The sequence below is a fragment of the Paenibacillus sp. J22P143 genome (assembly GCF_059692035.1).
The window spans coordinates 35,863-49,931 of the sequence record NZ_JCAUAQ010000011.1; the positions used below are offsets into that span (position 1 = coordinate 35,863).

A 14,069-nucleotide genomic window follows, 5' to 3' on the forward strand; every position below is an offset into this window, starting at 1 on the left:
ATCTAGCGGGCGACGGGTTTTGCTAAACTCTAAGGAAGGAGAATCCAAGTGAGTACATTCCTACTGGAAATTGTTACACCGGAGCGCAAAGTGTACGCTGAACAAGTGAGCATGGTTAGCGTGAAGGGTACTGAAGGGGAGCTTGGAATTCTGCCGAATCACATTCCATTGGTCACTCCACTGAGAATTGCACCGATTACTGTGAAGAAAACGGGCTCTAAAGACGAAGTCATTGCAGTGAACGGCGGTTTCATGGAAGTGCGCAAGGATAAGGTGGTTATTTTGGCGGAAAGCGCCGAGCTACCTGAACAAATTGATATTGATCGTGCGAAGGCAGCGAAAGACCGTGCGGAGAAACGTCTTGCGGATAACAAGCAAGATAACGTGGATTTCAAACGTGCTGAAGCTTCTTTACAAAGAGCAGTGACTCGTATCGAAGTGTCCGGGAAATAAATATATGGTTAAAAGCGGGGGAACTTCGGTTCTTCCGCTTTTTTGCGTTTAAATGGGAAGAGAAAAACTGCCCCTCTCTAATGAGAGGAGCAGCATAGGTGAATGCTTCATTTTAAGCGTGATGCCAGATGGTGGATTCCCCTGTTTTCGGGCAAGGTGGGAAGGTTTCGCCTGCTGTTAGTTGAATGCTCTGCCCGTCGGCATCGCGATAGCGACCTGTTTCGGTAACTTTGTCATTGGTTCTATGTTTGTGATTAGCATTTGATCCAGTTGCCATGTGAATAATCAGTCCTCTCTTGTATCAAAATAGGGAATGTGGCAAGAGCCGCTATGCCCAAGCCCAATGAATAGTATTACCCGTCTACGTGGTATGCTACTCTTAACGTGAAAGAATTAATGTCGACGCATAACCCCCTTTTTGTTATACTAATATAGGTGATTATTACCAAAACTACTTAAAGGGTAAGAAACGCAAATAAGAATTGGAGGCGGTTACATTCACATGATGTATACAAATAACTATGTAATCGTAGCGATTTTCCTTGGGTTAGGCATTGTTCTCCCCATTGTAGCGCTGACGATTGGCAAATGGTTAAGACCGAGTAAACCCGTCGATGAGAAGTACACGACGTATGAGAGTGGTAATGAGCCTGTAGGTGAGGGGCAAATCCGGTTTAACATTCGTTATTATTTGTACGCTTTGATGTTTGTCATCTTTGATGTGGAGACCGTATTCCTCTATCCTTGGGCTGTTGCTTTCGATCAGCTTGGATTGTTTGCTTTAATCGAAATGTGTATTTTTGTAGCCTTGCTTGCCATAGGATTAATATACGCTTGGAAGAAGAAGGTGCTGCGATGGACTTCAGTTTAGAATCGATTTCCCCCGAAGAACGGGAAGAAATAAACCGCAATGTATTTATGACAACACTGGAGCAGGTTAAAGCTTGGGCTCGCAGTAATTCGCTTTGGCCATTGACCTTTGGCTTGGCTTGTTGCGCGATCGAAATGATGGGAACTGGCGGATCTCACTATGATTTAGACCGATTCGGAGTCATCTTCCGTACGTCACCTAGGCAATCAGATGTCATGATTGTGGCAGGGACAGTTACGAAGAAAATGGCTCCTTTGCTGCGCCGTCTTTATGAGCAAATGCCTGAACCGAAATGGGTTATCGCGATGGGCTCCTGTGCAACAGCAGGCGGACCTTATGTGAAATCGTACTCGGTTGTTAAAGGTGTCGACCAAATCGTACCTGTGGACGTGTATATCCCTGGTTGCCCACCGAATCCGGCTGCGCTTATCTATGGGATTAACAAGCTTCAGGAGAAGATTCGCTATGAAGCGAAGACTGGGAAGCAGGTGACCAATCGATGAGCGAGGAGAAAAAGCCGGAAGAAGCGGCGGTTCCGACTCCCCCTGTTGGTGAGGATGGAAAAGAGGAAGGCAATGTAGAGAGCGCAGCTGAAGCGAAAGAGGAAATTGGAGCGGAGAGCAATGCCGAAGGTAAAGCGGAAGTAAGTGTAGAAAGCAGTGACGTGGTACAAACGGAGAGCAAAGACGAAGCAAAGACGGAGAGTAAAGCGGAAGCCACTGAGCCGCCTCCGACGGAGGCAGCTCCCGAAGAGGGCAAGCCCGTGCCGCCTGAGGCTGGCGCAGCAGTTACGGACGCGGCGGCTGAGCGCGCCGCGGCAAGAGCCGCGCGCTTCGCAGCGCGCGCGGCCACAGAGGCGGGCGAGCCTGCGCCCGCCGGGGCAACAACGCCTGCGTCCGCGGACGCTGGCAGCGAAGATCCGGCGGCCAAAGCCCAGGCCGCCGCAGAAGCCCGCGCCGCGCGTGCCGCAGCACGCGGAGCGAAGACCGATTCGGCGGAGCCAGCTGCGCCGAAGGAGCCGTCACCGAACCAGCCGCTGCTGGACCGGTTGGTGACGATCTTGAAAGCCGAGGCAGGCGAAGACGCCGTCGTCGACGCTTTCATCAACGAAAGGGACGCGCATCGCCCTTACGTGGTCATTCACAGCTCGCGCTGGCCGCAGGCCGCGCTGACGCTCCGCAACCACGAAGAGCTACGCTGCGATTACTTGCGCAATCTCTCTGGTGTGGACCAAGAGACGCACCTCGAGGTGGCGTATCATCTGCTTTCCCTCACACACAAGCATGAGTTTTGTGTGAAAGTGAAGACAGACCGCGAGCAAGCCAGCATACCTTCGGTAGCTGATGTTTGGCCGACGGCCAACTGGAACGAGCGCGAAGCCTTTGACCTTTTCGGCATCGATTTCCCTGGCCACCCGAACTTAGTACGGATCATGATGCCTGATGATTGGGTGGGTCATCCACTGCGCAAAGACTACGAACCGCTTGACCCGGAGGTGTAGCACGTGTTACGGACAGAAGAACTCCTGTTAAATGTTGGTCCTCAGCATCCAAGTACGCACGGCGTTTTCCGCGTGATCGTCAAGCTGGATGGTGAAATCATTAGAGAAGCAATACCCGTTATGGGCTACTTACATAGAGGAACAGAGAAATTGGCTGAGAACCTCAGCTATACCCAGATCATCCCTTACACGGACCGTATGGACTATGTATCGGCGATGACGACCAATTACGCGTTAGTGAACGCCGTAGAGAGAATGATGGGGCTAGAAATCCCTGAACGTGCGGAATTCCTTCGCTTAATCGTGATGGAGCTGCAACGTATCGCATCTCACATGGTGTGGTGGGGAACGTACTTGCTGGATATCGGGGCGATGAGTCCTTTCTTGTATGCGTTCCGTGACCGTGAAATTATTATCGATCTATTCAATGAATTGTGCGGGGCTCGTTTAACGTACAACTACATGCGTGTAGGCGGCGTGAAATGGGACGCACCAGAAGGCTGGATCGAGAAAGTACGGAAATTCGTGCCGTATATGTATGGCAAATTAGAAGAGTATCACACACTAGTCACCGGAAATGAGATCTTCCTTTCCCGGATTAAGGGTGTTGGTAAATATGACGCTGAGACAGCCATTGCATATGGTCTTAGCGGGGCGAACCTACGTTGTACCGGTGTAGATTGGGATATTCGCAAAACGCAGCCCTACAGCCTATACAGCCGCTTCCAGTTCGATGTGCCTGTGCGTAATGGCGGGGATTGCTATGACCGTTATTTGATCCGTATGGAAGAAATTAAACAGTCGCTTCGCATCTTGGAGCAAGCATTAGACGTGTTCCCTGAGGGTGGCGAAACCATGGGCAAAGTGCCAAGAGTCATTCGCCCGCCAGAAGGCGAAATCTATGCAGCAATTGAGTCTCCGCGCGGAGAAATTGGCTGTCATATTATTTCCCGAGGTAAGCAAGAGCCCTACCGCTTGAAATTCCGCAGACCGTCCTTCGTGAATCTGCAAATATTGCCCAAGCTATTAGTTGGTGAGTCGATGACCAATCTCATTACGATTCTGGGCGGCATCGATATTGTCGTTGGGGAGGTGGATGCCTAATGGTCAACCTGTTGGAAGAGAGTCTGACGTGGACGAACTTCTTCGTATTCCTTTTCTGGGGCATCGTGATGCTAATGCTCGTATTGGGGTTCGTTACCTATGCGATCTACTTTGAACGTAAAGTCATTGGTTGGATGCAGCTGCGTATTGGGCCGAATCGGACAGGGCCTTTCGGGCTGCTGCAGAGTGTCGCTGACGTATTCAAGCTTCTCATTAAGGAAGATACGATTCCCAAAAAAGCCGAGCGTGAGCTTTTCATTCTCGCACCCATCATTACCTTTATCCCATCCTTTACGATCATTGCGACGATCCCGTTCTCGGATCGGATGTTTGGTGCGAATTTAAATGTGGGATTGCTTTACTACGTAGCACTAACAGGGATCTCAACCATTGGGATTATTCTTGGCGGTTGGGCTTCCAACAATAAATATGCATTGCTGGGCGGGATGCGTTCCGCAGCCCAAATGATCAGCTATGAAGTTCCGCTCGTTATCTCGGTCGTTGGCGTGGTCATGATGACGGGCAGCCTGAATCTACATACAATTGTCGACCATCAATCAGGCGGCTTCTGGCAATGGAATTTCATTCCTCAGATCCTCGGTTTCATTATTTTTGTGATTGCGGGTGTGTCAGAGCTCAATCGAACGCCTTTCGACTTACCGGAAGCTGAATCCGAGCTTGTTGCGGGCTATCACGTGGAATACAGCGGTTTCCGCTTCGCTTTTTTCATGCTATCCGAGTATGTGTACGTCTTCGTCATTGCTTCACTCATCTCTCTGATTTTCCTAGGTGGGTGGCATGCGCCATTTGGATTCCTTGATTTTGTTCCAGGCGTCATTTGGTTCCTGTTGAAATTCTCGTCGGTCGTTTTCTTCCTGTTCTGGCTGCGGGCGACACTGCCACGGGTTCGAATTGATCAACTGATGGGGTTCGGCTGGAAAGTGCTGTTACCACTGGCACTGGTCAACATGCTGCTGACAGCGATCATCATGACCATCTTTTAAGAGAAACGAAGTCAGTTTTGCTATCGCAAAACTTTAAGGAGTTGAAACACATGAAGGGCATTATGAAAGGTTTAGGCTTCACGTTTAAGCACTTGACTGAGAAGAAAGTAACGTACGCATACCCAGAAGTTCCGATTAAAATGCCGGATCGCTTTCGTGGTATTCAATATTTTGATCCCGAGAAATGCATCGTGTGCAATCAATGTGCGCGTGTATGTCCGACGGAGTGTATTACGTTAACTGGAAAAGCGAACCCAGACCCTGAGAAAAAGGGAAAGGTCATTGATACGTATGACATCAACTTCGAAATTTGTATTCTGTGCGACCTATGCACAGAGGTGTGTCCGACGGAAGCGATCGTGATGACGAACAATTTTGAGCTGAGCAGCTACAGTCGGGACGATTTGTTCAAAAATATGGAGTGGCTGAGCAACAACACGCAAAACATTCGTCAAGAGAACAATTCTGCGATGCCTAAAGGGGGCGCGAAGAAAGATGTTTAGTGGACTCGGTGATTTTTTATCCAGCGGAACGAGCTGGGCCTTCTTCATCTTCGCGTTGCTCGCTATCGGCGGGGCGATCTTTATGATCTCTTTTACAAAAGTCGTTCATATGGTGATTGCGGTTGCCCTTACGTTTATTAGCTTGGCTGGCCTGTACGTCATCCTTGAAGCTGAGTTTGTCGCTTTCGTACAAGTTCTGATTTATGCGGGAGCCATCTCGATTCTGATGATTTTCGGCATTATGATGACGAAGCATAGACAGGGTGAAGACGAGGGACCTAAACGTCCATGGCATGAAGGTTTGGCCATTCTTGGCGCTGTGGGATTGTTCGGTGTATTGTTCTATGCGATTCAGAAGTCGACCTTCGTCTCTTCGGGAGCATTGGATGCTGGCAAGGATAATACCCTCGAAATCGGGAAGCTGCTCTATAATGTGCATGTCATTCCCTTCGAAATCATGTCCGTGCTGCTGACGGTAGCGTTCATCGGTGCTATCGTAGTTGCGAAGAGAGAGGAGGATTAGCGTTGGGTAACATAATTACTCCTTATCTTACATTGGCGGCGATCCTATTCTGCATTGGACTATACGGTGCATTAACGAAGAAAAATGGGGTTATCGTGCTTCTCTCCATCGAGCTTATGCTCAATGCGGTGAACTTGAATTTGATTGCCTTCTCGAAGCTAGGGGATCACCCCGCATTGACAGGGCAGATCTTCTCCCTCTTTAACATTACGATCGCAGCTGCTGAGGCGGCTGTGGGGATTGCGATATTGATTACGATTTACCGGAATAAAGGTACAGTCGAAGTTACGGATTTGGATTCTATGAAGCGCTAGGAGGCTAACAAGGCTATGGTATCGGACTATTCACAGTACGCCTGGCTCATTCCATTGTTTCCGTTGCTTGCTTTTCTAGCGCTCACGGCGATGGGACGTCAACTTAAGGACTTAGGGATTTACATTAGTATTTTCGCGATGCTGCTTTCATTTATTGTAGCTTTGCTCATATTCGTAGAGCGTATTGGCGGCAAGGTGGAGGACTTCACGTGGGATAAAATGAACTGGCTGCAGGTGGGCGATTTTACGCTGAAAATGGGCTTTGAGGTGACCAACCTTAATTCCCTCATGCTAGTAATCGTCACACTCGTTTCATTGCTGGTGAATATTTATTCCAAAGGCTACATGAAAGGTGACGAGCGCATTCACGTGTTTTTTGGCTATATTGCGCTATTCTCTTTCTCTATGCTAGGTCTTGTCATCTCCGAAAATATGCTGGAGCTCTACATCTTCTGGGAGCTGGTAGGGGTATGTTCCTTCTTGCTCGTCGGATTCTGGTACTTCAAGCCAGAGGCGAAGGCTGCCGCCAAAAAGGCATTCATCGTCACCCGCATCGGGGATGTGGGTTTGTTTATCGCGATCCTGCTGTTGTATCTATACATGCCAGGGCATGCGCTTGATTTCACATCGATACATAATGCCTTCACAACGGGTAAAATCGACCCAACGATCGTCACGTGGATCGCCGTCTTGATTTTCATCGGGGCGATGGGTAAATCCGGGCAATTCCCGCTGCACACTTGGTTACCTGAAGCGATGGAAGGGCCAACGCCGATCTCGGCGCTGATCCACGCCGCGACGATGGTTGCTGCTGGGGTGTACCTCGTGGCACGGACGTTTGATATTTTCCACGCCTCACCGGATGCGTTGATGGTTGTTGCTTATGTCGGTGGATTTACCGCCATATTTGCAGCAACGATCGGTATCGCACAGAACGATATTAAGCGGATTCTCGCTTACTCGACCGTGAGTCAACTCGGCTACATGATGATGGCGCTCGGAATTGGCGTTTCGATTACGTCAGGAATGTTCCACTTGTTTACACATGCTTTCTTCAAAGCGCTGCTCTTCTTGGGCGCAGGTAGTGTCATTCACGCGGTTCATACGCAAAACATCAACGAAATGGGCGGCTTATCCCGCAAAATGAAAATCACGACATGGACCTTCGCGATTGGAACGTTGGCCTTAGCTGGTATCTTCCCATTCGCAGGCTTCTGGTCGAAGGATATGATTCTAACGGAAGCGTACGAGCATAATCAGCTTCTGTTCTGGGTCGGTGTGATTGCGGCGTTCTTCACCGCTTTCTACATGTCACGCCTGTTCTTTCTTGTGTTTATGGGTTCGTCTAGGGCGAAAGCACATGCTTCTGAGGATCACCATGATCACGAGCACAACCACGCGCATGAGCCGCATGAATCTCCGGCGTCCATGACAACACCGCTTATTATTTTAGCTGTGCTGGCTGTCGTTGCAGGATTTGTGAATACGCCATTCAATGAATGGCTAGGTCATTGGCTAACAGGGCAAGAACATGAAGAAACAGCGAACTGGACCGTTATTATTTTGTCCACGCTAGCTGGATTGCTAGGTATTGGTCTTGGTTACCTCATTTATCTGAAACGTACAATCCCTCGGGACATCGTTTCGAGCAAAATGCCTTGGTTATATACGTTGCTTAATCGCAAATATTTCATCGATGAAATCTATGATGTCATTGTTGTCAAACCGCTTCGCGGTCTAGGCTTCATCCTAGAATTGATTGATATCTACATCATAGACGGGATTGTACGCTTGATTGCTTTCACTGTGGTCAGTCTTGGACGCTTAGGCTCCCGACTTCAAAATGGTCAACTGCAGTCCTACGGGGTCATCATGCTACTAGGGATGTTGATTCTGGCACTTGCCATTGCAGGAAGGAGGTTCATACATGCTGGATAATATACCCATTTTAAGTATGATCGCCTTCTCACCTTTGCTAGGTGTTCTCGTACTGCTCTTCCTTCGGGGGGATCGTGGACGTTTAATCAAAACGGTAGGTATCGTCACGACGCTCATTCCGCTTATTTTGGCGGCATGGTTGTATGTGGACTATAACTATCAGGGGGATCCGCTTCAGTACAAAGAACAGCTCGATTGGATCAAAGTCCCTTTAAATCACGAGGGTATTCAGCAAATTACACAATTTTTCTTCGAGTTTAAATACTCGTTGGCTGTCGATGGCATTTCGTTGCCACTCGTCTTTCTAACAGCGCTGATCTCGTCCATGGCGGCATTAGCATCGGTTTACATTAAGAAACGGTGGAAAACGTATTTCATTTTGTTCCTTTTGCTAGAAACGGGCATGTTCGGTGTGTTCATGGCACAGGATCTCTTCTTGTTCTTCCTGTTCTTCGAAATTACACTCGTGCCGATGTTCTTCCTGATCGGAATTTGGGGGTATATGAACCGGGAGCAAGCGGCTAACCGCTTCTTGCTTTATAACGGACTGGGCTCAGCGATCATGCTGATTGCGTTCTTAATTTTGGTTACAACCGCAGGGTTTAACCAGGATCCGTCGCAGACTGAGGCTATCATTTACTATAGCGGGGACATCCATACGATTGCCCATAATTTGCTGCAAGCCCCTGAGGCTTATGTGAATCAGGCGAACACGCCGTTCTTCATGAGTCAAGCTATGAAATGGACCGTGTTTATCATGTTATTGGTCGCTTTCGGGATCAAGCTGCCGATCTTCCCGTTCCATACGTGGATGCTGAAAGTACATACAGAGGCTCCGCCTGCTGTTGTTATGATTCACTCCGGGATTTTGCTCAAAATGGGGGCCTACGGCCTCATCCGTTTCGGGATTCTGTTCTTCCCGGCGGAAGCCCAGCAATGGGCGTGGGTGCTCGCGCTCCTCGGTGTGATTAACATCGTGTACGGTGCGCTTCTCGCGATGGTCCAAAAGGACTTCAAACTCGTGCTGGCCTACTCGAGTATCAGCCACATGGGCATCGTCTTGTTGGGACTTGCTGCGTTCAACATTGCAGGTCTGCAAGGCGCCGTGTTCCAGCTCATCTCACACGGTTTGATCTCAGCCCTGATGTTCTTGCTCGTCGGCAGCATCTACGAGCGAACCGAAACCACGCAGCTCGATCGCTTGGGCGGTCTCGCGAAGAATATCCCCTTCATCAGCGGTATTCTGCTGGTCGGGGGCATGGCGTCGCTCGGATTGCCAGGCTTATCCGGCTTCATCAGTGAGTTCCTCGCATTCGTCGGACTCTTTGAAAACCACCGCGTGTACGCGATTGTCGGTACACTGGGTATCATTTTTGCAGCGGTTTACGTGCTGCGTGGGGTGTTAAACATCACGTTCGGCCCTCAGCAGCCGAGCTTACTGCAGCAAGGGATGCGCGACGCGCGTCTCATCGAGGCTGTGCCGATGATTACCTTGGTCGCGTTCATTCTCTTGCTGGGCGTGTACCCAAGCGTGCTGAGTCAGCCGCTTCAACAAACCATTGGCAGCTTGGATCAATTGATCCATAGCGTAGCCGGGAAGATAGGAGGTTAGTCCAGTGGAACAGATTAGACTCCATGCTGCTGATTTGATGCATCTGCTCCCTGAGCTTGCGCTGGTTGCTACCGCGATCATCCTATCTCTCTTGGATTTGGTTCTGCCGAACCGTTTCAGTCGTTCGATTATCGGATGGTTAACATTAGTCGGTATCGCGATTTCCGCCGTGTTCGTAGTCCTGCAGCTGAATCCGGAAGAGGCGATTCAGCTCCTGAATCAAAGCTATCGCGTCGACGATTTCTCGAACTTACTTAAATTATGTACCCTCGTCGGTACGGGACTTATCGTCTTTATGAGCTTAGGCTTCGTAAAAGAGGATAGCATCCCACATGTCGGGGAGTATTATTACTTCTATTTGCCTGCTGCGTTAGGGGCCATGATCATGTCATCCTCGGGTGATTTGATTACCCTCTACGTAGGATTAGAGCTGCTCAGTATCACCTCTTACTTAATGGTCGCCATGAAGAAGAGAGACAGCAAGTCCAATGAGGGAGCATTCAAGTACTTGGTTATGGGCGGTATTTCGTCCGCGATCATCCTGTACGGCATGTCCTTCCTGTACGGAATGGTCGGCTCCGTGAATCTGCAAGAGATTGGTGCAGCCCTCCCGACGTTGGTAGCGTCGTATGAGCCACTGCTCTATGTCGCCTTTTTCCTGCTGCTGGCAGGCTTTGGCTTCAAGATCGCGGCTGCGCCTTTCCACAGCTGGGCACCGGATGTATACGAGGGCGCGCCGACACCGGTTACCGCATTCTTAGCTGTCGTGTCCAAAGCTGCTGGCTTCGCCATCTTGTTCCGTGTATTCTATGTTTTGTTCGGATTTAGCAGCTTCGAAGAAAGCAAATTACAGTCCGATGTGTTCCTAGCGATTTCTGTTATGGCAGCCATCGCGATGGTTGTGGGGAATTTCATAGCGCTGAAACAAACGAATATGAAAAGGCTACTCGCCTATTCGGGTATAGCAAATGCTGGTTATCTGCTCGTTCCGATCGGAACGTATTTCTCGGCCACGCATTATGCCAATTTCTCGGAATTCATATTCTACTTAATCGCGTATATGTTTATGAACATTGGCGCTTTCGCCGTGCTGATGATTATCGAACAGGCTGAGGGACATACCGAGGCCAAAGGCTTCGCAGGTTTGTACTATCGCGCACCTTTAACGGCTGTAGCCATGGTATTGTTGATCCTTTCCTTAGCTGGTATTCCTATCTCAGGCGGATTCTTCGGTAAGCTCTACATTATCTTAGGCACGATGCAGACGCAGCAATACTGGCTTGGGGCCTTAATGATCGCAACCAGCGTTGTTTCGTTCTACTACTATTTCAGCATTGTGCGCCAAATGTTCATGCGCAGCGATTATGAGCCTGCCGCCATCAAAGTGTCCGTACCCTTAGGCATAACGGTTTGGTTATGTGCCCTCATTAGCGTGGCGCTTGGCGTGGTACCGCACTTGGTGCTGAAAGCCATTGAGAGCATCTTTACCTTGACGAAGGATTTTATCATTATGTAAAAGCGTTACAGCAAGGCCCTTCCTACTCAAAAAGTAGGGAGGGCCTTTTTCTTTCAAAAAATATTTCCTAAGATCTGAACTTTTTGCGAAGTTAAACCGTTATAGGTATCGAGAAGATGTTTATTGTGGTATAGATATATAAGTAAAAGACAGAAGAGATTCAATTTGGGATAAAGGACCTGATGTGATGAAATGTTTTCGATACGTAGGCCCCATGATACTGATGATGTTGCTTGTCCTAGGACTAACAGGGTTTGTGACCAACGTAAAGGCTGCTTATGCGGTGTCTTCGGATCCCATGAGGGTGAAGCAAACCTATCTAGATATGATTCGCGTTGATCAAGCATGGGCGGTGGCAGGGGACTCTCGTTCACCGATCGTAGTCGCTGTTGTTGATACAGGGGTTGACCTTGGACATCCAGATTTAATTGGTAATTTAGTGGATGGTGTGAACTTGTTGCAGGCTTCTAAGAAGCCTTTTGATGATAATGGACATGGAACCAACGTAGCTGGCTTGATTGCCGCTGCGATTAATAATGATAAAGGTATTGCGGGAATCGCTCCCAATGCCAAGATTATGCCGATTAAGGCGCTAGAAGCAGATGGAACAGGCGGCGAAGCCAAGTTAGGTGAAGGCATTAAATATGCAGTCGATCACGGGGCGAAAATCGTTGTGCTTTCCTTAGGGTTGAACAAATATTCAGACTACCTGGCAGGTGTTGTGAAGTATGCGGAGGATCGTAATGTATTACTCGTCGCTGCTGTTGGTAATGAAAGTACGAGTGTGAAATACCCCGCGGCTTATCCAACGGTGCTTTCTGTAGGTGGCGTAAGTCCCGATAAACTGGCTGATCCACGATCGAATTACGGCCCAGAGCTCGATGTCATGGCGCCTTGGGACGTATACACGACAGCGCTTGGAGGGGGGTATCAGTACCAAGATGGAAGCTCGATGGCCGCTCCTCAAGTGGCAGCAGCTGCAGCATTGGTCTGGGGTAAATACCCGGCGATGACGGCGTATCAAGTAAGATCGCAGATCGAACAAACAACGCAGGACTTGATGACCAAAGGGTGGGACACCAAGACAGGTTACGGCTTATTGAACATCGAGAAGGCAATGACCGAGCCGTATAAGCAAGATCGTTTTGAGCCGAATGATTTAGCAAATCAGGCAGCGTCACTACCGAGTCATACGATGGTGAAAGTGAACCTTAGCTCAGGGCAAGATCAGGACTGGTATGCGATTGATGCTGCGTACGACGGGTATATTCAATTAGAGGTACAGCCCGAAGATGGTGCGGGTATTCGTGTGAATTTCGATTCTGGGCAAAGCTTTGTCGCGGCTAGTGGTGCTACTGGAGGAAATCAGCCGTTTACAGTAGCAGTGACCAAAGGGCGCACCTATGTCCAGTTGGAGAATGTGGACCGTACACGTAAAACCGTGCTGAATTACACGTTGAGGACGGACTTTGTTATTTATACGGATCCTTTTGAGGATAATGATAAGCAGTACAAAGCGTATACGTTGCCAGAGCGCAGTCAGACCCTGCGAGGTACTTTTCATGAAAAAGGCGATCTCGATTGGTTTGCACTAACGCTTGAACACTCTGGCACGATGCGCCTCAGACTTTCCACTGATACGGGGCGGATCGATCCCATGCTTCTTTTCCAGAAAGAAGGGGAGAAGGGGGCGACGATTGATCAAGCTGGCGATGGTGGTATCGAGGTTAGCTCGCAGATGGAAGTACTTCCTGGGCAATATTATATTCGCGTTAGTAATGTGAAGGATTATGCCGGACCGATTACGGGTGAATACACGTTAGAGATTGAGTATACGCCCAAATTAATTGACCCTAATGAGCCGAATGATAAATCGTATCAAGCTACATTTGCGGCGATGAATGCTGGGTATGAGGGTGTTTTTAACAAAAATGAAGACGTCGATTGGTTTGAATTCCGATTGACATCAGATAGCTTGGCTCAAGTGAGATTAACGAATATTCCAACATCACGTACCTTATATGCCACCTTGTATAACAATTCCTTGCAGGAGCAAGGCACCTATCGTAGTGAGAGTGGCTCGAGTCAGCTGGGTTTCGAGAAGCCTTTGCCCGAAGGAACGTATTATATTAAGCTCCAGGCGAACCAGTGGTTCATGAGTCAGATGTATCGCTTGCAGTTGAATAGTTATGGGCTTGTCAGCGGGTACGTTGACATTGCAGGACATTGGGCACAGGATGCCATTAGCCAACTCACCGAGCAAGGCATGATTAGCGGATATGGGAACTATCGTTTTGCTCCAAATCAGTCGATAACAAGGGCCGAAGCGGCTACCGTGCTGTCACATGCTTTGCGTTTAACGAAACGCAAGGAATTACGGTTTAGCGACGTAGCTGCTTCACATTGGGCCTATGCGGACATTGCCAAAACGGTTCAAGCGTCGATCGTAGACGGTTACCCGGATGGCACCTTTGACCCGGATGGCAAGCTGACCCGCATGGAAATGGCGCAAATGCTCGCGCGCAGCATGAATATGACGGGGAAGCTACGAGGAAATACACCTTTTAGCGATGTGAGTGAATCCTACTGGGGTGTGGGTATTCTGAAACAAATGTCGGCCGATAACTGGATCAGCGGTTTCCCCGACGGGACCTTTCATCCAGAAGATCAGGCAACACGGGCTGAATTTGTGACATTGCTGGCCAAAGTCGTAAATCGATAATATCGAAG

13 protein-coding genes are annotated in these 14,069 nt (G+C 49.1%); all 13 read left to right on the plus strand.

The features are described from left to right. Positions 1 to 48: 48 nt before the first annotated feature. The 13 genes from AC58PQ_RS16655 (at position 49) to AC58PQ_RS16715 (ending at position 14,061) form a co-directional block, all read left to right on the plus strand. Positions 49 to 453 (plus strand): F0F1 ATP synthase subunit epsilon, encoded by a 405-nt coding sequence (locus AC58PQ_RS16655; protein ID WP_497243355.1) that lies wholly within the window; start codon positions 49 to 51, stop codon positions 451 to 453. Positions 454 to 958: 505 nt separating this feature from the next. Then, entirely contained in the window at positions 959 to 1,324 is a 366-nt protein-coding gene (locus AC58PQ_RS16660; protein ID WP_477592471.1) for an NADH-quinone oxidoreductase subunit A, read from the plus strand. Beyond that, positions 1,309 to 1,827 carry a NuoB/complex I 20 kDa subunit family protein gene (locus AC58PQ_RS16665; RefSeq protein ID WP_028556938.1) on the plus strand — a complete coding sequence of 173 codons (519 nt, stop codon included), beginning with the start codon at positions 1,309 to 1,311 and terminating at the stop codon, positions 1,825 to 1,827. Before AC58PQ_RS16660 ends, AC58PQ_RS16665 begins: the two co-directional genes overlap by 16 nt. Next, positions 1,824 to 2,825, plus strand: a complete 1,002-nt coding sequence (locus AC58PQ_RS16670) for an NADH-quinone oxidoreductase subunit C (protein WP_497243357.1) — start codon at positions 1,824 to 1,826, stop codon at positions 2,823 to 2,825. The genes AC58PQ_RS16665 and AC58PQ_RS16670 overlap by 4 nt, the downstream gene beginning before the upstream one ends. A gap of 3 nt (positions 2,826 to 2,828) precedes the next feature. After that, positions 2,829 to 3,929, plus strand: a complete 1,101-nt coding sequence (locus AC58PQ_RS16675) for an NADH-quinone oxidoreductase subunit D (protein ID WP_497243359.1) — start codon at positions 2,829 to 2,831, stop codon at positions 3,927 to 3,929. Next, positions 3,929 to 4,933 (plus strand): NADH-quinone oxidoreductase subunit NuoH, encoded by a 1,005-nt coding sequence (nuoH, locus tag AC58PQ_RS16680; RefSeq protein ID WP_497243361.1) that lies wholly within the window; start codon positions 3,929 to 3,931, stop codon positions 4,931 to 4,933. Before AC58PQ_RS16675 ends, nuoH begins: the two co-directional genes overlap by 1 nt. A gap of 50 nt (positions 4,934 to 4,983) precedes the next feature. Then, positions 4,984 to 5,436: an NADH-quinone oxidoreductase subunit NuoI gene (nuoI, locus tag AC58PQ_RS16685; RefSeq protein WP_056611658.1), complete on the plus strand. Its 453-nt coding sequence runs from the start codon at positions 4,984 to 4,986 to the stop codon at positions 5,434 to 5,436. Next, positions 5,429 to 5,959: an NADH-quinone oxidoreductase subunit J gene (locus AC58PQ_RS16690; RefSeq protein WP_497243363.1), complete on the plus strand. Its 531-nt coding sequence runs from the start codon at positions 5,429 to 5,431 to the stop codon at positions 5,957 to 5,959. The genes nuoI and AC58PQ_RS16690 overlap by 8 nt, the downstream gene beginning before the upstream one ends. 2 nt (positions 5,960 to 5,961) lie before the next feature. After that, positions 5,962 to 6,273: an NADH-quinone oxidoreductase subunit NuoK gene (gene nuoK, locus AC58PQ_RS16695; protein WP_029195649.1), complete on the plus strand. Its 312-nt coding sequence runs from the start codon at positions 5,962 to 5,964 to the stop codon at positions 6,271 to 6,273. Positions 6,274 to 6,288: 15 nt separating this feature from the next. Next, complete coding sequence (gene nuoL, locus AC58PQ_RS16700) at positions 6,289 to 8,211, plus strand: NADH-quinone oxidoreductase subunit L (RefSeq protein ID WP_497243365.1); 1,923 nt, start codon at positions 6,289 to 6,291, stop codon at positions 8,209 to 8,211. Then, a complete protein-coding gene (locus AC58PQ_RS16705) occupies positions 8,201 to 9,823 on the plus strand; it encodes a complex I subunit 4 family protein (protein WP_497243367.1) in 1,623 nt (540 codons plus the stop codon). Before nuoL ends, AC58PQ_RS16705 begins: the two co-directional genes overlap by 11 nt. Before the next feature lie 37 nt (positions 9,824 to 9,860). Next, entirely contained in the window at positions 9,861 to 11,339 is a 1,479-nt protein-coding gene (locus AC58PQ_RS16710) for an NADH-quinone oxidoreductase subunit N (RefSeq protein ID WP_497243523.1), read from the plus strand. 187 nt (positions 11,340 to 11,526) lie between these two features. Next, positions 11,527 to 14,061, plus strand: a complete 2,535-nt coding sequence (locus AC58PQ_RS16715) for a S8 family serine peptidase (protein ID WP_497243369.1) — start codon at positions 11,527 to 11,529, stop codon at positions 14,059 to 14,061. The last annotated feature ends 8 nt before the right edge of the window (positions 14,062 to 14,069 follow it).